Source organism: Larkinella sp. C7 (assembly GCF_006149005.1).
Lineage (GTDB): Bacteria > Bacteroidota > Bacteroidia > Cytophagales > Spirosomataceae > Larkinella.
The window spans coordinates 86,667-111,953 of sequence record NZ_VBSL01000013.1 but is presented as its reverse complement, the minus strand read 5'-3'; the positions used below and the strand labels follow the sequence as shown (position 1 = coordinate 111,953).

At 51.6% G+C, this 25,287-nt stretch carries 18 protein-coding genes; 11 read left to right on the top strand and 7 right to left on the bottom strand.

The window, feature by feature from the left end; all coding sequences use genetic code 11:
* Nucleotides 1-118: 118 nt before the first annotated feature.
* Complete coding sequence (cdaA, locus tag FH871_RS24950; RefSeq protein WP_138994144.1) at nt 119-949, bottom strand: diadenylate cyclase CdaA; 831 nt, start codon at nt 947-949, stop codon at nt 119-121.
* A 45-nt stretch (nt 950-994) separates the two neighbouring features.
* The gene (gene folP / locus FH871_RS24945; protein WP_138994143.1) at nt 995-1,840 is read right to left on the bottom strand and encodes a dihydropteroate synthase; all 846 of its coding nucleotides are present in this window, start codon (nt 1,838-1,840) and stop codon (nt 995-997) included.
* Nucleotides 1,841-1,930: 90 nt separating this feature from the next.
* On the opposite strand from folP, the gene FH871_RS24940 reads away from it, so the two are divergent.
* From FH871_RS24940 to FH871_RS24915, 6 genes are all read left to right on the top strand, one after another.
* Nucleotides 1,931-2,488 (top strand): DUF1599 domain-containing protein, encoded by a 558-nt coding sequence (locus tag FH871_RS24940; protein ID WP_138994142.1) that lies wholly within the window; start codon nt 1,931-1,933, stop codon nt 2,486-2,488.
* Complete coding sequence (locus FH871_RS24935) at nt 2,485-3,633, top strand: BT_3928 family protein (protein ID WP_138994141.1); 1,149 nt, start codon at nt 2,485-2,487, stop codon at nt 3,631-3,633. The genes FH871_RS24940 and FH871_RS24935 overlap by 4 nt, the downstream gene beginning before the upstream one ends.
* A gap of 25 nt (nt 3,634-3,658) precedes the next feature.
* The gene (locus FH871_RS24930) at nt 3,659-4,168 is read left to right on the top strand and encodes a shikimate kinase (protein WP_138994140.1); all 510 of its coding nucleotides are present in this window, start codon (nt 3,659-3,661) and stop codon (nt 4,166-4,168) included.
* Nucleotides 4,169-4,299: 131 nt separating this feature from the next.
* A complete protein-coding gene (locus FH871_RS24925; RefSeq protein WP_138994139.1) occupies nt 4,300-5,649 on the top strand; it encodes a TolC family protein in 1,350 nt (449 codons plus the stop codon).
* A gap of 42 nt (nt 5,650-5,691) precedes the next feature.
* A complete protein-coding gene (locus tag FH871_RS24920) occupies nt 5,692-6,858 on the top strand; it encodes an efflux RND transporter periplasmic adaptor subunit (RefSeq protein ID WP_138994138.1) in 1,167 nt (388 codons plus the stop codon).
* A 13-nt stretch (nt 6,859-6,871) separates the two neighbouring features.
* The gene (locus FH871_RS24915) at nt 6,872-10,066 is read left to right on the top strand and encodes an efflux RND transporter permease subunit (RefSeq protein ID WP_138994137.1); all 3,195 of its coding nucleotides are present in this window, start codon (nt 6,872-6,874) and stop codon (nt 10,064-10,066) included.
* Nucleotide 10,067: 1 nt separating this feature from the next.
* Here the strand turns inward: FH871_RS24915 and FH871_RS24910 are convergent, their stop codons facing one another.
* From FH871_RS24910 to FH871_RS24900, 3 genes are all read right to left on the bottom strand, one after another.
* Entirely contained in the window at nt 10,068-10,628 is a 561-nt protein-coding gene (locus FH871_RS24910; RefSeq protein WP_171062944.1) for an RNA polymerase sigma factor, read from the bottom strand.
* 254 nt (nt 10,629-10,882) lie between these two features.
* Nucleotides 10,883-12,430 carry a hypothetical protein gene (locus FH871_RS24905; RefSeq protein ID WP_138994135.1) on the bottom strand — a complete coding sequence of 516 codons (1,548 nt, stop codon included), beginning with the start codon at nt 12,428-12,430 and terminating at the stop codon, nt 10,883-10,885.
* 222 nt (nt 12,431-12,652) lie between these two features.
* Nucleotides 12,653-13,966 (bottom strand): hypothetical protein, encoded by a 1,314-nt coding sequence (locus FH871_RS24900; protein ID WP_138994134.1) that lies wholly within the window; start codon nt 13,964-13,966, stop codon nt 12,653-12,655.
* 190 nt (nt 13,967-14,156) lie between these two features.
* Here FH871_RS24900 and proS point away from each other — a divergent pair, with 190 nt between their 5' ends.
* Nucleotides 14,157-15,629, top strand: coding sequence for a proline--tRNA ligase (proS, locus tag FH871_RS24895; RefSeq protein ID WP_138994133.1), 1,473 nt, complete (start codon nt 14,157-14,159; stop codon nt 15,627-15,629).
* Between the two features lie 164 nt (nt 15,630-15,793).
* Complete coding sequence (locus FH871_RS24890; RefSeq protein ID WP_114409587.1) at nt 15,794-16,243, top strand: peptidylprolyl isomerase; 450 nt, start codon at nt 15,794-15,796, stop codon at nt 16,241-16,243.
* Nucleotides 16,244-16,356: 113 nt separating this feature from the next.
* Here FH871_RS24890 and FH871_RS24885 read toward each other — a convergent pair whose 3' ends face one another.
* Both FH871_RS24885 and FH871_RS24880 read right to left on the bottom strand, forming a co-directional pair.
* Nucleotides 16,357-16,740: an FKBP-type peptidyl-prolyl cis-trans isomerase gene (locus FH871_RS24885; protein ID WP_138994132.1), complete on the bottom strand. Its 384-nt coding sequence runs from the start codon at nt 16,738-16,740 to the stop codon at nt 16,357-16,359.
* 47 nt (nt 16,741-16,787) lie between these two features.
* A complete protein-coding gene (locus FH871_RS24880) occupies nt 16,788-19,316 on the bottom strand; it encodes a DUF5686 and carboxypeptidase-like regulatory domain-containing protein (RefSeq protein ID WP_138994131.1) in 2,529 nt (842 codons plus the stop codon).
* 238 nt (nt 19,317-19,554) lie between these two features.
* On the opposite strand from FH871_RS24880, the gene FH871_RS24875 reads away from it, so the two are divergent.
* The 3 genes from FH871_RS24875 to FH871_RS24865 are packed head-to-tail and all read left to right on the top strand — an operon-like array spanning nt 19,555 to nt 25,287.
* Complete coding sequence (locus FH871_RS24875) at nt 19,555-20,757, top strand: Pycsar system effector family protein (protein ID WP_229317554.1); 1,203 nt, start codon at nt 19,555-19,557, stop codon at nt 20,755-20,757.
* A 16-nt stretch (nt 20,758-20,773) separates the two neighbouring features.
* Nucleotides 20,774-21,628, top strand: coding sequence for an SdiA-regulated domain-containing protein (locus FH871_RS24870; protein WP_138994130.1), 855 nt, complete (start codon nt 20,774-20,776; stop codon nt 21,626-21,628).
* Nucleotides 21,629-21,648: 20 nt separating this feature from the next.
* Complete coding sequence (locus FH871_RS24865; protein WP_138994129.1) at nt 21,649-25,287, top strand: BamA/TamA family outer membrane protein; 3,639 nt, start codon at nt 21,649-21,651, stop codon at nt 25,285-25,287.

The window sequence follows — 25,287 nt, the reverse complement described above, 5'->3', positions numbered from 1 at the left end:
AATTGTATGCGGAAACACCCAATTAAATAGCCAAAGTTAGCTAGCGGTTTTTTATGTATTCGTATTCTGTATTTGGTTGATTGGTAGTTTATTAAATCGAAACATCAGTAACAATTAATTATTCCACCGAAGCGTCTTTTCCGTTCTCCCGTCGTTTGACGCGGTTGAGGTCGATCAAATACTGCTGGAGCTTTTCTTCCAGTTCGGCGGAGGCAATGTTGGGGTACAATTCGCCGTCGATGGCCAGGGATATCCGACCGGTTTCTTCGGATATGGCGATGGCTGCGGCATCTGTCACTTCACTGATGCCAAGGGCAGCCCGGTGGCGAAACCCTGTGGTTGTCGGGATTTCGTCGTTTTCAGAAATGGGCAAAATACAGCGGGCGGCCCGAATCCGGTCTTCGGAAATCACAACGGCTCCGTCGCGCAGCGGGCTGTACTGTCCGGCGATGGAAAGCAGCAGCCGTTTCGAAACCAACGCATCCAGGCCGTCGCCGGTTTGAATGAATTTGTCCAGATCGTCATTTTTGGCAATGACGATCAACCCGCCGGTAAATTCCGACGACATGGATTTGCAGGCATCGATGATCGGTTTCAGGGGCGTGGTGGGTTCGGTCACCGAAGGCTGGCGAAACCACCGCATCACAAACCGGCTGTTGGCAATGTTGGTCGATTTGCCGATGATGAGCAAAAACCGCCGGATTTCCTGCTGAAAGATGATGATCAATGCCAGTGCCCCAACGCTGATGAAATACCCCAAAATGGTGGTCAGCAACTCCAGCCCAATGGCTTTCGCCACCAGGTAGAGCAAGTAGACGAGCAGATAACCCAGAAAAATCCGGCTTGCAATCGTGCCTTTAACCAGAAAATAAATTTGATAGAGCAGGAAGGCCAGCAACAGAACGTCCAGCACATCAAACCATTCGATATCGAGAAAACCAATTTTCATACTAGCACGTCTCTTTTTATAGTTGGGTACAAGCGGTCGTATTAATCAGGCTGGCTGACAGTTTGAAACCAGTGTAATGGCTTCCATTGCTTCCCGCACGTCATGGACCCGTAAAATGTCGGCCCCTTTGGTCAGGGCCAGCGTATTCAAAACCGTTGTTCCGTTCAACGCATCCTCGGGCTGAATGTTCAGGGTACGCCAGATGGTCGATTTGCGCGACAGTCCGACCAGCACCGGCGCGTCGAATGTCTGAAACGCTTCCAACTGATTCAGAAGCTGGAAGTTCTGCTGTGGTGTTTTGGCGAATCCAAAACCGGGATCGATCAGCACGTCTTTCTGCCCCAGGGTCCGCAACGTCGCCAATTGTTGCTGCAACTCGAACAGAACATCCGGCACCAGATCGTTGTAAACCGTGTGCCGGGTCATCGTCTGCGGAGTTCCGCGCATGTGCATTAGGACGTACGGAACGCCCAATCCGGCGCCGGTTTCGAACATCTGCAAATCCAGGGTGCCCCCCGAAACATCGTTGATCAGTACCGCACCCGCTTCAACAGCCTGCCGTGCGACCGAGGAGCGAAAGGTGTCCACCGAAATCCACACATCCGGAATGTGACGGACCAGGGCTTCGATAATGGGTAAAACCCGGTTTATTTCCTCCTCTTCGCTAATATCTGCCGCACCCGGGCGGGTCGAATAACCGCCAATATCAAGCAGGGAAGCGCCTTCGGAACGCATGGCTTCTGCCCGCTCAACCGCCTGATCGACAGAAAGAATGCGGCTACCGGCGTAGAACGAATCGGCGTTGATGTTCAGGATTCCCATTACTACGGGTGTGGTCAGGTCCAGAACATTTCCCCGGAGATTGAGCGTTTTTTTCTTAACTTTCGGCATGAAATTAGTGGGTAGTCATCGGTTGCCTTTCTTCAGTCATCTGTAGAAAACGAGTGGCTCCTGAAGACTGATAACTGAAGATTCCAACGTATGTTGCAAACCGAAGCTCAATATCGGCAAGTCATTCAACTCTGCAAAGAGGTTTTCCAGAAAAAGAATAAAGACTACGGTACGGCCTGGCGCATTCTTCGACTGCCCTCCATCACGGACCAGATTTATATCAAAGCGCAACGGATTCGGACTTTACAGGAACTCCAGACGCAGCGCGTCGCGGAAGGGGTGATCCCGGAATTTATGGGCATCATCAACTACTGCGTCATGGCTCTGATTCAACTGGAGCTGGCCGACAGCGACCAGATGGAGGTCCCGGTGGACGAACTCATGGCCTTGTATGACCGGCAGGTGAGTAATGTCATGGCCTTGTTGTTTGCCAAAAACCATGATTACGGTGAAGCCTGGCGCGAAATGCGGGTCAGCTCGATGACCGATATTATCCTGATGAAACTGCTTCGCACGAAACAAATTGAAGACAACCAAGGACAAACCCTGATTTCGGAAGGCGTCGACGCAAACTACATGGACATAATCAACTATGCCGTGTTCTGTTTGATAAAACTAGATGTAGTAGAAACCTCTGTACCTCGATGAACACCAGTAAAGTCCGGGCCACACCCGTCCGAAAAACCGCACTCTGGCAGCGTATTCTGGCCCAAACCGCCCGTTTCATGGTTGGAGCCATCTTTATTTTTTCGGGCTTGATCAAGATCAACGACCCGGTTGGCACCCAGATTAAATTCACCGAATATTTCGAAGTTTTTGCGCTGGATGTGCCGTCGCTGGCGGGCTTTTTTCACGGTCTGATCCCTTTCACGCTCATTCTATCGGTCATTTTTTGTGCGGCCGAAGTGGTGCTGGGGGTAGCATTGCTGCTTTCGTACCGGATTAGGTTCACCTCCTGGGTGCTGCTGGCCCTGATCGTGTTTTTTACCTTTTTAACCTTCTATTCGGCCTATTTCAACAAAGTGACCGATTGCGGCTGTTTTGGTGATGCCATCAAGCTAAAACCGTGGACCTCGTTCAGCAAAGACATTTTCCTGCTGGTGCTGATCCTGGTTATTATCTGGCAACGGAAAGTTTTCCGCAACACGCCCACCGGTTTTCTGGTCGGAATGGCCACCGTGGTTTCAATCGGGATTGGCGTCTTCGCCATTCAACATTTACCCCCGCTCGATTTACTGCCTTATGCCGTCGGAAAAAGCATTCCGACCCAGATGCAGCCCTCGGAACCGTTGCGGTTTTCGTATAAAATGGAGAAAGACGGAAAAGTAGTGGAACTGGAAAAATACCCCACCGACACGACCTACAAATTTAAGGAAATGGTTTTGCTGAACGAATCGGCCAAGCCTAAAATCACCGATTACCGGGTCTGGAACGACGAAGGCGACTTTACGCAGTCTACGTTTGAAGGCACTAAGCTCATGCTGATTATCCGGGAACTGGACGATCTGAGCATTGGCGACATGCCCGCTATCCGGAAACTGTTGAAAGGCGTTGAGGACAAAAACGTGATGCCGATGATTCTGACGTCGGTGAGCGACAAGGAAATCAATGATTTCCGGCACGAATACCAGCTTTCTGTCCCGGTCTATAAAGCCGATGCGACGGTTTTGAAAACCATCGTTCGCTCCAACCCCGGTTTGTGGCTGATCAGTGGTGGGGTGGTGAAAGGCAAGTGGCACCATTCCGATACGCCAACTCCCGAGGAAGCGCTTGCGCTGTTGACTAAAAACTAAGTGATTGCCCGGCTGGGCGTGGTACATGAAGAATATCTTTTTGGTCGGAATGCCGTCGTCGGGAAAAAGCACCCTCGGAAAACGGCTGGCCCGGCATTTAGCCTACCGGTTCGTCGATACGGATAAACTGATTGTTCGAGAAGAAAAAGGACGGAGTATCAACGCCATTTTCCGCAGCGACGGAGAATCCTATTTTCGGGAAGTCGAAAGCCGGGTTTTGCATACCATTCAGCCCAACAGCCGGCTGGTCGTGGCAACGGGGGGTGGAATGCCCTGTTTTCACGAGAACATGGCGTTTATCAAGGCGAATGGATTCAGTATTTTTCTGGATGTTTCGCCGGAACACCTGCTCGACCGCATGTTACGGCACGCGCAGGACGACCGTCCGCTTTTCAGCCGACAGGACCCTACCTTACTCGAAAATTTGCGTCAGAAATATAATGACCGCCGGATTTATTATACACAGGCGGATTTAATTGTTCCCGGAGAAATCGCTGTAGAAGAACTAAGTAAGCAGATTGAAGGGTATTTATAAACTTACCAGGCAGCGGGCGGTTCAATAATCTTTTCCGGTTCCAGGAACCATTTAAAACAATCAATGTGTATTCTATACAGTTTGCACTACCCCAGTGCGGTTTTAAATGGTAAAATGCGCCGTATATTGATATGATCGTAGCGAAAAAGTACCTGATTGCCTGCCTGCTTTGTTTCGGGTCTTATCTTTCGTATTCGCAACCATCCACTGATTCTACGTTACAACAGGCTACGCTGGAAAGCTGTATCCAATATGCTTTGCAGCATCAGCCGGTTATCAAGCAATCTGAACTGGATCAGTTGATTGCTGAGCGAACGATTCGCAGTGCGTTGTCGAGCTGGTTGCCGCAAATTTCGGGGAATTACAGTCTGCAGCGGTATCTCAAATTACCCGTTTCGCTTTTTCCAAATTTCAGTAATCCAACCTCTCCCGAACGGATTCCCGTCACAACGGGCGTTGCCAATCTCTCGAACATCCAGTTTTCACTCAGCCAGAATCTCTTTAACCGGGATGTGTTGCTCGCCAGCCGCACCGCCGATACCTACCGCGATCAGGCCCGCCAGAATCTGATTAATAACAAGATCGATGTAACCGTCAACGTCAGCAAAGCCTTTTACGATCTGATCCTGACCCAAAAGCAGGTGGACATTCTGGACGGTGACATTGTCCGGCTGGAGCGGAGTTTGCAGGACGCCACGAATCAGTACAAAAGCGGTTTGGTCGATCGGACGGACTACAAACGGGCGGCCATTGCGCTGAACAATTCACGGGCGCAGCGCAAACAGGCGCAGGAACAAATCGGCGGGAAAGCCCAGCTTTTGAAGCAGTTGATGGGCTATCCACCCAACGGTGAGCTGAAAGTGACTTACGATACGCTGCAACTCGCCAATGAAGTCTACATCGACACAACCCAACTGATCAAACCCGAAAGCCGGATTGAGTTTCAATTGCTGCGGACCCAGCAGGCGTTGCTGAAGGCCAACGTATTGTATAACCGTTGGGCGTATCTGCCGTCGGTTTCGGCCTCGGCCAACTACAATTTTGTGTTTCAGAACAGCGAATTTGCCCAGTTATACAGCCGGAATTTCCCGAATTCACTCATCGGACTTACCATTGCCCTGCCGATTTTTCAGGGTGGTCGGCGGGTGCAGGAATCCCGGATTGCCGAATTGCAGCTGCAGCGTTCCCAGTGGGATCTGACAAATCTCTCCAACACCGTCACGACCGAATACCGGCAGGCGATGGCCAATTACAAGGGGAATCTGGCCACTTACCGGGCGTTGCAGGAAAACCTCGATCTGGCCAACGACGTCTACCGGGTGATTCAGTTGCAATACCGTTCGGGCGTTCGGGCCTATCTGGATGTGATCATCGCCCAAAACGATCTTCGAACCACCCAACTGACGTATTTCAATGCTTTGTATCAGGTATTGGTCAGTAAACTGGATGTTCAGCGGGCGTTGGGCACGGTGCCGAATTAGTAATCAGAAAATATGAAACGCAGTCTTTATCTATCATTTCGAATGAACCGTCGCTTACTCAAGCTTTCCATACCCGTTGTTTTGCTGGTTTTTTTGACGGCCTGCGTGGGCGATAAAAAACAAGCCCAGCAGGGGCCACCTCCGCCAACAGCGGTTGCTGTGGCCGTCGCCAGTCAGGGAACCGCCACTTATTACGACGAGTATCCGGCAACGGTAACGCCCCTCAATCAGGTAGAAATCTACCCGCAGATTACAGGGTACATTACCGGTGTTTTCTTCACGGAAGGGCAGGTTGTCACGCGGGGGCAAAAACTCTACGAAATCGACAAACAGCAATACCAGGCGAATTACGATGAAGCCGTTGCCAACGTCAACGTGGCACTGGCCAACCTGAACCGGGCGCAGAAAGATGCGGATCGCTACAACACGCTGGCCAAAGAAGACGCTATTGCCCGGCAGGTGGTCGACAATGCCGAAGCGGCCCTCGAATCGGCCAAAATGCAGGTGGCAGCCGCCCGGGCCAATGTCTCGCGGGTTTCTACCAACCTGAATTATTCGACCATCAAAGCGCCCATGACCGGAACCATCGGCATTTCGCAGGTGAAACTGGGAGCCGCCGTTTCGCCGGGACAAACCCTGCTGAATACCATTTCGTCCGATGATCCGATTGCCGTCGACATTTCGGTCGATGAAACCGAAATTGCCCGCTTCGTGCGTTTTCAAAACCGGAAGATTACTGACTCGACCTTTGTTTTCGTCTTGCCCGATGGAACCCCTTATCAGGCTTCGGGGAAAATCGGGATCATCGACCGGGCCATCGACCCGCAGACCGGAACCCTGAAGGTGCGCTTGTTTTTTCCCAACAGACAGAAACTGCTGAAATCGGGCATGAACGGCAACATCCGTGTTTTGAACAGCGAATCGGGGCAGCGGCTGCTGATTCCGTACAAAGCCGTGACCGAGCAGATGAGCGAGTATTTTGTGTATGTGGTCGGCGACAGCAGCAAGGTGTCTCAACGGAAAGTTTCGCTGGGCAACCGCATTGGAGCCAACATCGTTGTCAAAGATGGAATTCGTGCAGGTGATAAAATTGTGACAGAAGGAATTCAGAAACTGCGGGAAGGGGCGGTTGTCAAAGTTGTCGGTGATTCTACTGCGGTTGCGCAGGCACCCACGGCACCCTCTTCAACAACCGGTCAAACCCGTTAATCAGCTTTAAAACATGTTTGCCAATACGTTCATCAACCGGCCCGTAATGGCCATCGTTATTTCCATTGTCATCGTTTTGCTGGGAATCCTGGCGATTCTGAATCTGCCGATCGGGCAGTATCCGGATATTACGCCCCCAGTGGTGCAGGTGACGGGAACCTACACTGGGGCCGATGCCCAGACGGTGGAGCAAACCGTGGCGACACCCATCGAAACACAGGTGAACGGGACGCCCAACATGCTGTATCTGCAAAGCAACAGCACCAGTGACGGCCGGATGACCATGAACGTAACGTTCGACGTCGGAACGGATGTGAACATTGCCGCACTCGACGTCCAAAACCGGGTCGGCATTGCCCAGCCCCAATTGCCTTCGGAAGTAACGCGTCTCGGTTTGACGGTTCGCAAGCGGAATCCGAGTTTGTTCATGCTGGTAGCGATTTATTCGCCCAACAAAACCCACGGTGTTTCTTTTCTGGATAACTACGCCAATATTTTCATCCGGGATGCGCTGCTGCGGGTGGAAGGGGTCGGTGATATTTTCTCCCGTGCGGATGATTTCAGTATGCGGATCTGGTTGCAACCGGACAAAATCGCGCAGTTGGGCATGACGCCTGCCGATGTGGTGGCGGCCTTGCAGGAGCAAAACCTTCAGGTCGCAGCCGGGTCGATCGGTGCCCCCCCACAGCAATCTTCCCAGGCGTTTGAATACACGGTTTTTACGAACAGCCGATTGAGCAAGGAAGAGGATTTCCGGAACATCGTTGTGCGCAGCAAGCCCGAAACCGGGTCGATCGTCTACCTGAAAGATGTGGCCCGCGTGCAGTTGGGAAAGTTCAGTTATGTCAGCAATTCCTTTGTCGATGGCAACCGGGCGTCCTATCTTTTGCTGTATCAATTACCGGGTAGCAATGCCCTTTCAACGGCAGAGGGCGTCTATGCGGCCATGGAGGAATTGAAAAAATCGTTTCCGAAAGACGTTGATTATGTGGTGCCTTTCGAGTCGGTTTCCGTGGTGCAGGTTTCCGTCGATGAGGTGGTCGAAACCCTGCTGGAAGCATTGGCTCTGGTTATTATCGTCGTGTTTTTGTTCCTGCAAAACTGGCGGGCAACCCTGATTCCGGTTCTGGCTATTCCGGTTTCGATTCTGGGTACGTTTGCCTTCTTCATTCCGCTCGGTTTTACGATCAACACCCTAACCATGTTTGGTTTTGTGTTGGCCATCGGGATTGTCGTCGATGACGCCATCGTGGTGGTGGAAGCGGTGCAGCATTACATCGATCATGAGCGAATCTCCGCGAAAGAAGCAACCCGAAAAGCCATGCGTGATATATCCGGGCCGGTGGTCGCCATCGCCTTGATTCTGGCGGCTGTTTTTGTGCCGGTAGGGTTCATTCCCGGTATTGTTGGGCGGCTTTACCAGCAATTTGCCATTACCATTGCGGTTTCGGTTCTGCTTTCGGCCTTTGTGGCCCTTTCGCTGACGCCGGCCCTTTGCGCCCTGATGTTGAAACCAACCGAGATAACGGAGAAGTCGAAAGGATTGAACTGGCTGTTTTTCCGATTCAACAACTGGTTTGAGCGGACGAGCAATTCATACAGCAGTGGCGTAAACCGGTTGATCAAAGCCACGCCCCTGGTGCTGGTGGTGCTGGCCTGCCTGTTTGTCGGAACCGGCTTTTTGTTCAAAAACAAACCGACCGGTTTTATTCCCACGGAAGACGAAGGACGGGTCATCATTACCTACGAAATTCCGGAAGCCGCTTCCACGTCCCGCAGTCTTGAAGTATTGAACAAGATTATGGAAACGTTGAAAACGCAACCCTATATCGACCATTTTGCTGCCCTGGGAGGTTTGAACGCCGTTACATTCGCCAGTAAGTCGAACAGTGGGACGGTGTTTACGAAACTGAAACCGTGGGATGAACGACAGGACAAATCGGTGCAAATCGACTCGGTCGTTGCCAAGCTTCAGCGGGCATTTGCACCCATCAAGGAAGCGAGTGTGGTCGTCATCCAGCCGCCGGCCATTCCCGGTTTAGGGCAAACGGCCGGTTTTACGTTTGAAATCGAGCAGCGCGAGAGTACCGACGATGTGCGGGCGTTTGATAAAGTGGTGCAGACGTTCGTTGCTGAAGCCAACAAGCGGCCGGAAATTGCGCGGGCTTTTACCTATTTTACGTCCAAAACGCCCGCTTTTCGGGTCGATGTGGACCGGGAAAAATGCAAGAAGCTGGGCATCAACGTCAACGAGGTGTATACCACCATGCAGACCTACCTGGGAAGTATTTACGTCAATGACTTCATCGTTTACGGTCGGAAATTCCGGGTAGTGGCACAGGCGGACACCGCCTACCGGGCTGATATTCAGCAACTGAATCGGTACTTTGTTCGCAACCGGTCCGGGGCTATGGTACCCCTCAGCACGGTTATCAAAACACAGGTGATTGAAAATGCCCCCCTGATTTCACACTACAACCTGTTCCGTTCAGTTGAAATTAATGGCAGTCCGAAGCCGGGCTATAGCAGTGGACAGGCCATCGATGCGCTGCGCGAAGTAGCCGACAAAGTACTTCCGGCGGGCTACGGCTACGACTTTTCCGGCTTGAGTCGGGAAGAAATCAGCTCCGGGTCCAGCACGGTGTATATCTTCGGATTGTCCATCCTGTTTGTGTTTTTGTTCCTGGCCGCACTTTATGAAAGTTGGTCGGTCCCTTTTGCTGTTCTGCTGTCGGTTCCGGTTGGTGCCTTTGGTGCGATCCTGACCCTGACGCTGATTCCGTACCTCAGCAACAACGTGTATGCCCAAATTGGATTGATTACCCTGATTGGTCTGGCGGCCAAAAACGCCATTCTGATTGTGGAATTTGCGAAGGAGCGTGTCGATAAAGGGGTGGATTTGCTGGAGGCAACGCTCGAAGCGGTCAAGTTGCGGCTTCGCCCGATTATCATGACGTCGCTGGCTTTTATTCTGGGCGTGTTGCCGTTGGTTTTTGCCAGTGGGGCAGGTGCCGTGGCGCGGAAAACCATCGGCTGGACGGTTTTTGGTGGTATGTTGGCGGCAACGTCGCTTGCGATCTTCTTCGTGCCGGTTTTGTTCGTGACGATTACCCGGTTTGCGTACGGCAAGAAAAAACTGGAAGAACTGAAAGAAATGGCCAAAAAACCTGAACTGCAACTTCAGGAAAATGACGGCGTAACGCTGTAAGCTATTGAAAGGCGAACTGATCCCGACGAAACGTTTGCCGAAGCTGAATGAGGGCCAGGCGAGTCCAGGTTTTGACAGTTCCCAAGGGTAAGTTGAGGTGTTCAGACACTTCCTGCTGGGTGTATCCCTGAAAATAGACCAGTTCGATAATTTGCCAGTGTTTGGGTTCCAGCGTGGTGTTCACCGCGTCACTGAATCCGATGTAGCCAACATTATTCAGTGTCGTGCTCATACCCGGCAAATAACCATCCAGTGGAATTTCAACCTGCGGGGCTTTTTTGTTTGCCCGCAGGTAATCTAACGCGGTGTTTCGGGTAACATTGAGCAGCCAGGTGAAAAGTCGCCCTTTGGCGGGATCATGCCGGTGTATATTTTTCCACACTTTGACGAAGGTGTCCTGCAGCAAGTCTTCGGCTTCCGTTTCGTTCTTGACGATTTTGGTAATCACACCGAGCAGCGTTGCGGCATACCGGTCATACAGTTCGCTGAAAGCAATCCGACTGTGCGATTTAAGGCCCTCAATCAGATCTGTTTCAGAAGTGGTAGTAAAAGGCTTTTTCAAAAGGTACAAATGAATAGTAATGTGATTGATTACTTGGATTTGTAGCCAGTTGTTTATTCCTATTCTCTGCACCAGCTACTCAGTAAGGCTAATTATACTACTTAACTCCAGTGGGCTAAAATTGTTCCGGATGTGATTAATTGGGCGGTTAAAAAAGTGTTACCAACGGGAAATACCTAAAAATTAGCATTGACTACAAACGAAAAAAGCTTCCCGACAGCAGGAAGCTTTTTTCATGATCACAGGTATGTTTTTTAAAAAAATACGCCGGCCGTCAGGGTAATTGTCGTCAGCTTCGAGTCAATCTGGGCAGAGGCAAAATCCGACGTATTGGGCAGTGTATATGGGGTATAGGCCGATTTAAAGGTATTGTAGGTGGCGCTACCGTCCAGAAAGAAGCGATCGGTGCGGAAACCAAGCCCACCGGATACCAGCAACCGGCTGCGATCAATGTTATTCAATTGCACTTTATACGAATCAGGCAGATAGGCAACCCCACCCCGGATACGGAGCAAGCCCGCCCGGATTTCAGCACCGGCCCGTAGATTCACTACATTCTGGTAGGTATTCTGAACCTCTCTTCGAACATCGTTTTTAAAGGCATTGTTGTCCTGCGCATCGTACACATTGGTGGTGACGCGCATGCCGGAGTACCCTACATAATCAGCGGATGCCGTAATGAACCCAATTTTTCCCGAACCCAGAAAGTACGTCAATCCGCCGGAAGCCCGGAAGGGTGTGGTGAGGGAGTAATCAAAATTATTGGGTACGACAAAAACCTCATTTCGTTCGAGGGGAAGGTTTGGGTCCCGGGCAACAGCCCTGAGCGTTTGCTCAAACGATTCTTTGACGCTGGTGAAAGTTGGTGTGGTCAATGCCGCCCCCAGTTGCAGGTTGCGATCCGGTTTGTAAATCAAACCCAATGAGAAATTGATGCCATTTCCGGTAACGCTGAAGTTATCAATCTGGCTGTAATTATCCAGTACGGCACCGCCGACAACGGTTTCCCGGTATACGTTTTCGAAATCATACCGCAGGCGACTGAGTCCGAGGGAGGCACCGATGTACAGCTTATCGTCCAGGTTCCCGGCGTATCCGATCGTCCATTGCGAATTGGCCCCCGTTGAGGTGAACGTGTTCAGTTGCTGGGTTGGCGCAGTGGCATCGTAGCGGAAATAGGGCGGGCCGGATTGATTCGGATTGGTAGAAGAAGGCGTCCCGTTGATCAAAAAAAGCTGGTAGGCAGCCGCTGAGGCAAAGTTGGCTTCGTTGGTGTTTTGATTGTATTGATTATTGATCTGGTCACCAGTCAGGTTTCGGTTATTGGCATCGACAATGTATGAATCGACAATAGAGCTGCGGTTGTTGCGCGCCTGAAATTCAAAACTATTGCTCAAGCTGACCTGACGGTTGTAGGTAATTCCCAGCGCAGTCCGGCGCCAGCGCCGGTTTTCATTTTGTTTGTTACCAGCTAATACCACCCCGAATTGGCTGATGTTGGGCGTCGTTTTGGTATTGGTGGTTTGTGTGCCGATGTAGGTCGACTGGGCATTCAGAATGTTGAATGAAGGGCTAAACGTAATTTCGGAACGGTTATAGAAACCAAGCCCAGCCGGATTGCCGAAGGTCGAACTGGCGTCGCCACCAATGCTGACGTGATTGCCTCCCAAACCTCGCATCCGGGCGGTTCCGGTTTGCGTTACTTCTGAATACCGAAACGCGTCACCGGCGTAAATATCAGCCTGGCTCCAGGCTGTGCCTGCGTACAGGAGCAAGCCCACGATGCAGATGCTATTTTTCATAAAGGTTGTGTGCTAAAAGTGAAAACAGGTTCCGGACTTGTGTATAAATCTATTTGTACCTATAGATGCATTCTGGAGCCGTTTGGTTTAAAAACAACGGTAAAAAATACCTATAGGTTACGATTCCGTCACGATTATACAACGAAAAAGCCCGTCGATTGTAACATCGACGGGCTTTTTATTTTCTATAGCCACGGCTAACCGTGTCGTAAGAGGTCGAAATTACCGGGGACCCCGTGATCCGCCACCACCTGAGTAGCCACCACTTGATCCGCCCCGGCTGCCACCACCACCACTGGGAGCGCTGTAGCTGGGTTGTGAAGGCGGACTATAGCTACGTTGCACAGGCGGGCTATAACTCCGTTGTGTCGGAGCTTCATAGGACCGGGTCGGAGCAGACTGATAGCTCCGGGTTGGTGCCTGATAGCTTCGGCTTTGCTGGGGAGCACTGTACCGTGATCCGCTGTTGACCGAAGACGAAGGCGTATAGCTGCCCCGGCTATTGGAACGTGGAGCGGCATAATAGTCCGAATTGCTGGGAGCGCTGTAGCTCGGCGTGGCTGCGTCGTTGGCGCTAGCCCGGCCACTGGTACTGGATCCTCCGTAGTAATAATCACTACCCCGGCTGTTGGCACGACCGGCACCGTAGGTACCATTGTTAGAAGAACCTGAGGTGTTCGGACGGCTGTAGTAGGTGTTGTTGTTCGCAGCGTTTAACTCACCGGACCGACGACCGCCATTATTGTTGCTGTTGTAACTCCGGGGGGTATTGACGAAATCGCCGTTGTAGCGATCACGGCTCGACCCACCACGGGCTCCATACGTAGCATTACGGCTGGCTCCTATGTTGTTGTAATTGTTTACGACAACCACATTACGACCATAACCTCCGAAACCGTACGAATAAGGATTGTAGAAGCCGTTGCCGTAACCGAATGGTGAGTAAAACGAATCGTAGAAGCCACCACCGTAGCCAAAAGGACTGTAAGCATAGCCGCCACCGAAACCAAAGGGGCTGTATCCAAATGGACTATAGAACGGGCTGTAAAAGCGGTTGAAGCCCCAGGGCGACATTCCCATCCCCATTCCAATGCCCAGACTCAAACCGCCGTAAAAAGGACTGTTCCAGCCCCAGCGGTTCCAGCCTGAATTCATCATGGCCATGTTGTAGCCGTTGGAGAATCCGTCGGTATAAGCGTTATCGGTATTCCAGCCTGGATCGGGCGAAATGCCCCGGGTTACCTTGCGGGCCGAAATTTCGCTGTAGTACTCATCGTCAGAATACTGCGCGGCTGTCTGCTCGTTATAATACTCCGGGTCGGAGTTTAACGTACCGTTGTTAAACCGTTGGGTTGATTGACGACTTGCCAATCGTTTCTCTTTTTGGGGTGATGATATGACGGCCGCATCGGAGGAAGACCCGTAGAGGTCATCAAATTCGCCCGCGTTCTGGGCGGTTTGTTTCGTGGAGCTACAGCCCCAGAAGCCAACCACGGCCAGTAAACTCAGGTATTTGAAGGTATGAAGCACTTTCATGGTGTTGTTTTGATAAAAGGTTTTAGGGACCGATTATATTGCTAAAACGCAGAACCTGGCAAATTGATTACAAATAAGCTGTTTGATTACAAATATAGGAGAAAAACCTATCTTTGCAAGCTTCTCATAACATTAGACCCACATTTGTACCGTAGGGTTTAACCGTGATCAAAAAATATTTTAGTTACCCATGGCAAAAGCAATTCCTTCGCGTTCCGAGAATTATTCCGAGTGGTATAACGAGTTAATTAAAAGAGCGGACCTGGCCGAAAATTCGGCGGTTCGCGGCTGTATGGTGATCAAACCGTACGGTTTTTCGATTTGGGAAAAAATGCAGCGGGCTTTGGATGATATGTTCAAGGAAACCGGCCACAGCAATGCCTATTTCCCGTTGTTCATTCCGAAATCGTTTCTGAGCAAAGAAGCCTCCCACGTGGAAGGTTTCGCGAAAGAATGTGCTGTGGTAACGCACTACCGACTGAAAAATGCGGAAGACGGCTCCGGTGTCATCGTGGATCCGGAAGCCAAACTGGAAGAGGAACTGATCGTGCGTCCCACGTCGGAAACCGTCATCTGGAGCTCGTATAAAAACTGGATACAGTCTTACCGGGATCTGCCGCTGCTGATCAACCAGTGGGCCAACGTCGTGCGCTGGGAAATGCGAACCCGGATTTTTCTGCGCACATCCGAATTCCTCTGGCAGGAGGGGCACACCGCCCACTCGACGGCCAGGGAAGCGATGGAAGAAACAACCCAAATGCTGAACGTCTACGCCACGTTTGCCGAAGAATGGATGGCGATGCCGGTGATCCGGGGGACTAAAACCGCCAACGAACGGTTTGCCGGGGCCGACGATACGCTTTGTATCGAGGCCATGATGCAGGATGGCAAGGCCCTGCAGGCGGGAACATCCCATTTTCTGGGGCAGAATTTTGCCAAAGCCTTCGATGTGAAATTTCTGACCAAAGACAACCAGCAGGATTACGTCTGGGGAACCTCCTGGGGCGTCAGCACCCGCCTGATGGGCGCCCTGATTATGGCGCATTCCGACGACGACGGTCTGGTTTTGCCGCCGAAACTGGCCCCGATTCAGGTGGTGATTATTCCTATTTTCCGCAACGACGAGCAATTGGCGCAGTTATCGGAAAAAATCAACCCGCTGATCAAGGAGTTGAAGAAGGTCGGCATTTCGGTTAAATACGATACCAGTGATGCCAACAAACCGGGCTGGAAATTTGCCGAATACGAACTTCGGGGGGTGCCGGTTCGGCTGGCGATGGGAATGCGGGATTTTGAAAACAATACCGTTGAAATTGCCCGGCGGGATCTGAAAACGAAAGAAACCATTTCGGCCGACGGTCTGGTGGCGCACATCCAGAACCTGCTGGAAGAGATTCAGCTCAACATCTACAACAAAGCCGCGCAATTCCGGCAGGAGCATACGTTCCGGGTTGACACCTATGAGGCATTCAAGGAACAAATCGAAAAAGGCGGTTTCCTGATGGCCCATTGGGACGGCACCTCCGAGACCGAAGAAGCCATTAAGGAAGAAACCAAAGCCACCATTCGCTGTATTCCGCTGGATGCCGAGCTGGAAGAGGGAACCTGTATTTACAGTGGAAAACCGTCGAAGCAACGGGTTGTTTTTGCAAGGGCTTATTGACGAGCATGATGAACAATGCACGATGAGTTTCCGACGGATTACAGACATCATTCATTGCTCATCATTCATCATGCTCGAAGAACATTGGTTCAAATAATCGGCAAATTGTGCCTGACTTTCGGCGGGTTTGGGTAGTTTTGCCGCTACACAATTCAACTCGTATTATGGCAGAAGCAAAGGCTGGGGATACGGTGCAAGTGCACTATACCGGCAGAAAAAACGATGGTACCGTGTTTGATTCCTCCAGTGGCCGGTCGCCATTGCAGTTTCAGGTAGGAAGCGGCATGGTCATCCGGGGTTTCGACGAAGGCGTAAAAGGAATGGAGATAGGGCAGGCAAAAACCGTTCGGATTCCGGTAGAAGATGCCTATGGTCCGTCGAGCGAAGATATGATTTTCGAATTTGACCGCTCGCTGATACCGGACGATATTGAGCTGGAAATTGGATTAACCCTCAACATGCATCAGGACGGTAATCCGCAGGCGGTTCCGGTGGTGGTTCGGAATGTGACGGCCACATCGGTAACGCTGGATGCCAACCATCCGCTGGCGGGCGAAGAACTGATCTTCGACATCGAACTGGTGGGAATCAATCCTTCGAAATTGATCCTGTAATCAGTATTTCGACAGGGTATGAAATGTAAAATGAGGAATGCCGAATGTAAAAGTAGCCAGGTGCTGCTCACTTTTACATTCGGCATTCCTCATTTTACACTTATCATTCCCTGTTAATTAATCCGAATCAGATCAATCTTGAAAATCAGAATGGAATTGGCCGGAATACCGCCCTGAGCGCGTGAACCATAGGCCAGACTGGGGGGCAAATACAGCGTAATACTGCCCCCCGGTGCAATCAGGGGAATGCCTTCCTGCCAGCCCAGAATAAGCTGATACAGGCCAAAACTGATGTTTTTATTGCTGTCAAAGATTTTGCCGTTGGTCAGCGAGCCCTCATAATTCACCGTCACATTGGAGCGAACAGTTGGTTTTTCGCCCGAACCCGGAGCCTGGATGGTGTAATAAAAACCACGGTCATCGGCCGTGGCGGAGATGCCACTGGCCTCAATAAATTCTTTTAAGGTCGCTACTTCGGCCTCTGGTGCTTTCGCCATAAGAATGTCTGGTTAATCAGAAATCGTTTACGGCTGCAAGATAGGCGTTATAAATTTACCCAGGCCGAAACTTTGATTCCAAAGGTCGAAATATTGGGATTGTTGCGGTAGGTCAGGCGGTGAATCGCATCGACGCGGAACACCTTGAAGATATTGTCGATGCCGTAGCCAACCTCCACATACGGTGCCCGGCTCAGCGACTGGAAGCCCAAAACCGGTTCGCCTAACTGGTTGGTAGCTGGAATGAGCGCCGTATTGGCCTGGCTAACTCCGCCCATCAGGATGTTTCCGGTAGCCAGGAACCGCCATTTTAGCCGCCGAATCGCCGGAATCCGGTTGAAAAACAAGCCTTCAAAATTATGCTCGGCCATCACGCCCACATACCGGTCGGTGACAAATTCAAAGAAATTCATCAGGTTATACGAGTTCTCGACCCGGAAAAAGGTCTCGTTGCCCAGTGGCATATACAGCAGCGGGTATGGAATCGTGGATGGAATGTAACCGGCATTGACCTGATAACGGGTTCGGCCCAGAACGCCTAGTCGGAACGAATGGCGTACGTTCAGGCTAAACCGGTGGTAAGAAAAATCGCCGTGCAGAACATCCTGCATCCCCAGCTGGTAGCGAAATGTGAACACCGGATTGTTGCTGCCTTCCACGCTGAACCGGTCGTTGTCGCTTTGAATCATCAGCGAACCGGGAGCAAACCGGGTTTCGAACAGCAACTCGGTGGTGCGGTATTGACTGGCCGTAATCGTTTCCCGATCATTGGTGTTGTAGGCAAATGGAAAGAGCGGCTCGAAAGACCGGTTTCGTAAACTGATCGTTTGCGTTATTCCCTTGCCCAGTTCACTTCGGAGGTAGGTATTGTGAAACTCCTGCATATAGGGACGGCGCAGCGTTCCGAAACGGGTGTAAGCCGCAAAAATCGTGTTGCCGCCCAGGTTTTCCGACGATGTCCCCAGCCGTTCGATGTCGTAACTTTTCTGAATACCGACAATCGTATACGGTTTTTTACTGACCACGTAGTCGATGTTCATGCCGTATTTGAACTGCTGATCGCGCGTTCCGTAGGCCAGATAACCGCCCAGAATCCACCGGCGGCTAAACCCCGAATTGGTTCGCAAGCCCAGTCGCAGGCGATGCCCCTCGACATTGTTAAAGGCGTAGCTGTTCAGCAGCGGACCGGCGTCGAGGTGCAGGGATCCGAGGGGGTAATAACCAACGGCCGTCAGATTTACGACTTCCCCCAGAAATTTCATGAAAGGCACATTCCGGACGGAATCGACAATGGTAAAAGCCCGAAGTTCATTCGGATCCAGTCCTTCAGGGCGAATCGTTTGCCAGAATGCCGGGGATTTTTCACTGTAGTTTTCGGCCAGTTCCAGGGGCGGTTCATAAAATTTCGACTCTTTGGGCACATTGACCTTGACGTTCCGGGCTGCTACGTACATTCGGACCAACGCACCCGGCGCATTGGGCGTCGGCTCGTCGGTATCGATCAACAGTTGTGTTAAAACCGGCAACCGAACCATCGACGTCTGGGTGCTGTCGCCCACATCCTCCCATTCCTGTTCAATCCGGATTTCATCGACAAAATTGATGTTGGCGCGCTGGTCGATTTTGGCGTCGATCTGGGTGAGACCCATGCGGGTGGTATCGATCCAGGCCGTGCCGGAAAACGCCAGATCGGTCGGTCGTTTGGGTTCAAAGTCGACCTGATAGCAGACAAGTCCGCCAACGGTAACCGTATCGATCAGCCGGAATTTATAAATGGTTTGCCAGGCCTGTCCCAGCGGAGAGGGCAGGTCTTTCCGCAGCAGGCTGATATAATTCTGGTAAAAATTGTATTGTTGAAACGACGAGCCGGTCAATTGTGCCGAAACCCCGCCGTCGCTGATGCCCACACCCGAAGCGCGGCTTTTCAAAATCCGTTCTTTCACTTTGCGGGGGTTCGCCCGCTGGTAGTATTCCGAAAACGTTTCTGAAACAAACACCGGAACTGCCGGTTTTCCCTGGCTGTCGTATATGGCCGGCAGTTTGGAGAGCAATCGGCCGACCGGGCCTCCTTTGCGGCCATTTTTGCGTTCGTTGGCAAAATTGTTGACGTAGGCTTCTACCTTGGAATAACTTTCATACTGAAAAGCCGTCAGTTGGTCGGGGTCGAACTGGTCGCGCCGTCGGATCGCTTCCCTGATGATGCGGTAGGCCGGATCACCGCCTTTGGCGTATATTTTTACTTCCTGAAGTTTGGTGGCGGAGGAGGTCAAAACGGCGTCGATGGTCTGGGTAGCCACCGGAATGATGCGGTAAGCCCGGTTCTGGTACCCCAGACTGGAGAATAGGAGAGAATCGCCGGTTTGGGTGGAAGACAGTGAAAACTTGCCATTTTCATCCGACGTTGTTCCAACGGTTTTGCCTTTAATGGCTATATTGGCGAACGGAATGCCTTCCCCGGTACCAGCGTCGGTGACGCGACCACTGATCTTGTAGGCTGTTTGTGCAAGAACAGGAAAAAAGAGTGTATTCAGAATAATGAAAACGAAACTGAACCGCTCCCGTATAACGTGCTTCATTCGGAAAGGCAAGTGGTATGAATAATACCGGTTTAACACAAATCTAGTCAACAGAGTTTACCAAGTAAATTGATTTTATTTCATTTGAAGACGAATCGCCGAAATGTATAGACGAATCACCAGAATAATCCTATAAATTGTCCGCTATGGATTCATTTACCGGTATCACTTAGACTTTATATCCCATTTTTTGTCACAATCTACAACCACTTTTTCCGTTAAACTCAGAAACTTGATTATGCCTACTGATCGATCGTCAGTTGCCCGTACGCGGGAATACGCTGAAACGTTGCTGCACGGAATGCCGGCTGCGTTGGTTTACCACAACCTGACACATACCCGCGAGGTGGTTGAAGCCGCCGAACTGATTGGAAAAGAAAGTGAGTTGAGCCCGGAAGAATTGGAAAACGTGCTGATTTCCGCCTGGTTACATGATCTGGGGTATGCCAAAGCCTGTCAGGAACACGAAACGATCGGTGCCGAAATGGCCCAGCCTTTTTTAGAATCCCTTGCCATCGGGCCGGAGCGGGTTCAGGTGGTTGTCGACAACATTCTGGCCACCCGGATGCCCCAGAATCCGAAATCAAAAATGGCTGAAGTGCTCTGCGATGCCGACCTGTTTCATCTGAGTTCCGACCGTTTTTTCGAACGGAGTGAGATGCTGCGGCAGGAAGTGAAAAGTATCTACGGGAAAGTGGGCAAACGAAAGTGGATGCAGGGCTCCATCGTTCTCATGGAAAAACACCATTATTTTACCGATTACGGGAAACAGGTTTTAACGCCGTTGAAAGAAAAAAATCTGAAAAAAGCCCGTCGCAAACTGGCCGAACTGGAAGCCGAAGAGAACGAGAAAGACGGGAAACCCTCGGATAAACACAAATCGGAAGAAGAGACCGACAAAGCGAAAAAACCGGGACGCGGCATCGAAACCATGTTTCGCGTGACTTCCCAAAACCACTTCCAGCTCAGCGCCATGGCCGACAACAAGGCCAACATCATGATTTCGGTCAACACGATCATCGTTTCGCTGATCATCAGTATTCTGATTCGGAAACTGGAAGAATGGCCGCAGTTGGTCGTTCCCACTATTATGCTAACCGCCAGTTGCCTGGTAGCAACCATTTTTGCCATTCTGGCCACCCGCCCCACCATCACCAGCGGGCGGTTTTCCAAAGAAGACATTCACCAGAAACAGGCGAATCTGCTGTTCTTTGGTAATTTTCATAAAATGGATCTGGCAGATTACGAGTGGGGAATGCGGGAAATGATGAACGACAGCGACTTTCTCTACAGCAGCATGACCCGGGATATTTATTTTCTGGGGAAAGTCCTGGGTAAAAAATACCGCCTGCTCCGAATTTCCTACACCACTTTTATGTTCGGGTTTGCAGCCTCCGTACTGGCGTTTGGTCTGGCGGCCTATTATTTCCCGGTTAAGTAAAATGAAACCTGTTTGAATGAAAAAATCACAAGTTGCTGTTCTCGCCCTGCTTTGTTTTTTAGGAGCATGTACGGCCAAAAAAAGCAAGGAAGATGCCGACAATCAGGCTGTTAACGAAGGAAGTGCTTCCGGAAAACAGCCGTTGGCCTACGACCTGAAAACACCCACCCGTCGCTTTACACTTCCGCCCGATCTGGAAGAAATCTCAGGACTATCGTATTACAAAGACAATCAATTGCTTTGTGTGCAGGACGAAAAGGCGGTTGCTTACCTTTTCGATCTGAAAAAAGAAGCCGTGACCGACTCCTCGGTTTTTGGGGGCTACGGCGATTATGAAGGCATCGAATGGGCCAAAGGCGAGATTTATACCCTGAAAAGCAACGGCGATCTGTATCATTTTAAACCGTTTTCGAAGGAAATTGCCCGTACACCCACGGATTTACCGGGCAAAACGGAGGTGGAAGGCCTGGCGTATGATGCCGAAACCGAACGGCTGCTGATTGCGGTGAAAGAGAATCCCAAAAAGAACGAGAAGGCGGTTTATACGTACGACATCAAAACGAAGGTGGTTTATAAAGGCTTGACCATCAAGGATGACCTGCTAAGTCAGGCTGGCGTGCCGTTCAACAAATTCAAACCCTCGGGTTTGGCTGTTCATCCAAAAACCGGTGACCTGTATTTCCTGACTTCCGTTGGGAAAATGATCGTTGTGCTCAATCGGAAGGGGAAGGTCGTTGCCACCGAAGCCCTCGACCCGAAACTGTACCGCCAACCCGAAGGCATTTGCTTTGCGCCCGACGGGACGCTCTACATCGCCAGCGAAGGAGATGGAAAACCCGGTTATATTCTCGAGTTTGCGAACCAGCCGTAAATCCGAATTGTACTAGGCGTATGAAGATACTCTACACGGCCTTTCTTTTGTTGGTATGTTTTCCCTTCCGGGTTGTCGCCCAGTCGAAACCCTATACGGTTTTTCTGTTGGGCGACGCGGGCGAACCCCAGCCGGAAGGGGATGTAGTTTTGAAAACCGTTCGAAGCCAGTTGCAAACCAGCGGTGCCAACAGCAGCCTGATTTACCTCGGCGACAACATCTATCCCCGGGGCTTGCCCGATTCTTCCCATGTCGACCGCGCCGATGCCGAACGCCGGATGCGGGATCAACTTGCCATTCTGTCCGGTTTTAAAGGACGCGCCTTCGTGATTCCGGGCAACCACGACTGGCAGCAGGGCAAGCGCGAAGGCTGGGAACGGGTGCGGAACCAGGCCGCCTTCATCACCGCCGAACTGGGTCGTGAAGACGTGTTTTTTCCGAAAGACGGCTGTCCGGGGCCGGTCGAAGTGGCTTTGAATGAAGAGATTACGCTGGTTTTGATCGATACCCAATGGTGGCTTCATCCCTGGGACAAACCGGGTGAAGAATCGGATTGCGAAGCGAAAGATCTGCCTTCTTTTCTGCTGTTGCTGGACGATGTGCTGGCCCGAAATCAGAACAAAAAAGTGGTGTTGGCCGGCCATCACCCGATGTATAGCCACGGCGAACACGGCGGGTACTTTACACTCAAGGACCATCTTTTCCCGTTAACGGAGCTCAATCCGTCTCTCTATATTCCCTTACCGGTTTTGGGATCGATCTACCCGATTTACCGCTCGTTGATTGGTAATATTCAGGATATTCAGCATCCGAAGTACAAACTGATGCGAAATGGCATGGTTTCGCTGCTGAAAAAATACCGGAATGTCGTGTATGTCAACGGACACGACCACAACGAGCAGTTGATTCTCCGCGATTCGACGTATTACGTCACCAGCGGCAGCGGTTCCAAATCCGTACCGGTAAAAAAGGGGCGACACAGTTTATTTGCTTCATCGGCGAAAGGATTCGCCCGACTCGATTTTGAAGAAAACGGAAAGACGCGGGTCCGGTTTTTTGCCCCCGATGGCGGATCGGAAACCGGTCGGCTCCTGTTCGAAACGGCCTTCACGTTGCCCGTAAAGCCCCTGCCAGTGCCCGAGTCTACGACGGCGCCCACGGAGCAGAATGTCATTGCCAGTGGCCAGTATGCCGCATCACCCTTGCACCGGATGCTATTGGGCGAGAATTACCGCGATGTCTGGCAAAGCCCGGTTTCGGTTCCGGTGCTGAATCTGCGGCAGGAAGCGGGCGGGCTCAAACCCTTGCAGCGCGGGGGCGGCATGCAGACGTTCTCGCTGCGGATGGCCGGGCAGGACGGCAAGGAATACGTGCTGCGATCCGTTGAAAAGTATGCCGAAAATGCCATTCCAAAAGCGTTACGCAGCGGTTTTGTCAATGACCTGGTGCAGGATCAAATTTCGGCTTCGCATCCGTTCGCGGCCCTGGTGGTGCCACCGCTGGCCGATGCCGTGGGTGTTTTTCATACGAATCCCAAACTGGTTATTGTTCCCGACGACTCGCTGCTGGGGCCGTATCGCCGGACGTTCGCCCGGTCGCTGGCGTTGTTTGAAGAACGGGTAGATGGCAATTACGCCAACAGCACGCAGTTTGGCGGTACCAAAAAAATACTCAGTACCACCAAATTACTCGGTAAACTGGCGGATGACAATGACAACCAGGTCGACCAGCGGGCGGTTTTGAAGGCACGGCTCTTCGACATCTGGCTGGGCGACTGGGATCGCCACGATGACCAGTGGCGTTGGGCGAGCTTCAAAACCGAGAAAGGATTGCAGTTTAAACCCATTCCGCGCGACCGCGACCAGGCTTTTTTCGTGAACATGGGCATCATTCCGAAGGTTGTCAGCCGGAAATGGGCCATGCCCAAGTTTCAGGGATTCAGCAACACCATCCGGGATGTTCCCGGTCTGGCGTTCAACGCCCGGTATTTCGACCGCAGTTTCCTGACCGAACCGTCGCTGGAAGAATGGCTGCAAACCGCTGACAGTTTATCCCGGCAACTCACGGATGCAGTCATCGATACGGCATTGAAGCAATTGCCCGAAGCCGCGTACGAGGAAACAGCGTCCACCATCAAAGCAAAACTGCAAAGCCGCCGGGCCGACCTGGCGCGTTATGCGGCTGAACTCTACCGCTTTCTGGCCAGAACCGTCGAGGTTACCGGCAGCGATAAAAAAGAACGGTTCGAGGTGGAGCGGCAGCCAAACGGACAGATGACGGTGGTGGTATCCAAGCTGAAAAAAGCCGGGGAAACCGGTGAACAACTTTATCGGCGGGTTTTCAAGGCAGATGAAACCCGCGAAGTGCGGTTGTTTGGCCTGGGGGGCGACGATGAGTTCATCGTAAAAGGTAAAACCAACGACGGGATTTTGCTGCGAATCATTGGCGGCAAAGGCCGCGATCAGGTGACGGACAGTTCCTCGGCGTCGGGGCTTCGGCGGGAAACGGTGGTGTATGATTCGAAAAAAACGGTGGTGGACCCCGGCTCCGAAACGCGGGTGCGGCTATCGGGAAAATCTAAAATCAATGCCTACGACCGGAAATCGTTCAAGTACGATGTTCTGTTTCCGCAGGTTTCGGTGCAGTACAACCCCGACGATGGCCTTTTTCTGGGGGGCGGTTTTTTATATACCAGACACGGTTTTCGGAAAGAGCCGTTTGCCCAGCAACACCGGTTTGTGGTCAATCATGCGTTTGCCACCGAAGCCTATAATTTCAACTACGACGGAACGTTTACGGATGTGATTGGCAAAGCCGACCTGCGACTTGACGCCGATTTACAGGCGCCCAATTACGTTTATAACTTTTTCGGACTGGGCAACAACACAGTTTTTGATAAACGACAAGGCATAAAGTATTACCGAACCCGCTTTGAAAACATGGCCGTCAGCGCCTTGTTTCAGCACAAAATAGGCAGCCTGAACGTGTATTATGGCCCGGCCGTGGAAAGTATCGAGGTGGAGGAAAATGAAAAGCGGTTTATCAATCAGTTTGCCAATACCCTGCCTGACGGCCAGAATCTGTTCAGTCGCCGGTGGTATGCCGGATTGAAAGCCGGTTTTCTGATCGACAACCGTGACAGCAAAATCCTGCCAACCCGTGGAATCTACTGGAAAACGGAATTTAGACTTTACGAAGGCATTTCAACCCATTCCCAGGGGCTTACACGGCTCCAGTCGGATCTGGCGTTTTATGCCAGCCTGCGGCTACCAACCACGCTGACCATCGCTTCACGCGTGGGGGGCGGGGTGAATTTCTCGGACTACGAATTTTTTCAGGCCAACACGCTGGGCGGTCTGTCGAACCTGCGCGGTTTTCGGCGAACGCGTTTTGCAGGGGGCAGCACGCTCTACAACAACACGGAACTTCGGCTGAAAGTGGCGACCATCCGGACGTACCTGTTCCCGGCTTATCTGGGTGTGCTCGCGTTCAATGACGTGGGTCGGGTGTGGGTGAAGGGCGAGAATTCGAAGACCTGGCACCACGGCTACGGCGGGGGCGTCTGGTTGTCGCCGTATAAACAAACCGTCATCTCTTTTCTGTATGCCCTTTCGGAAGAAGAAAGACTGCCGATGCTGCGGGTTGGGTTCCTGTTCTGA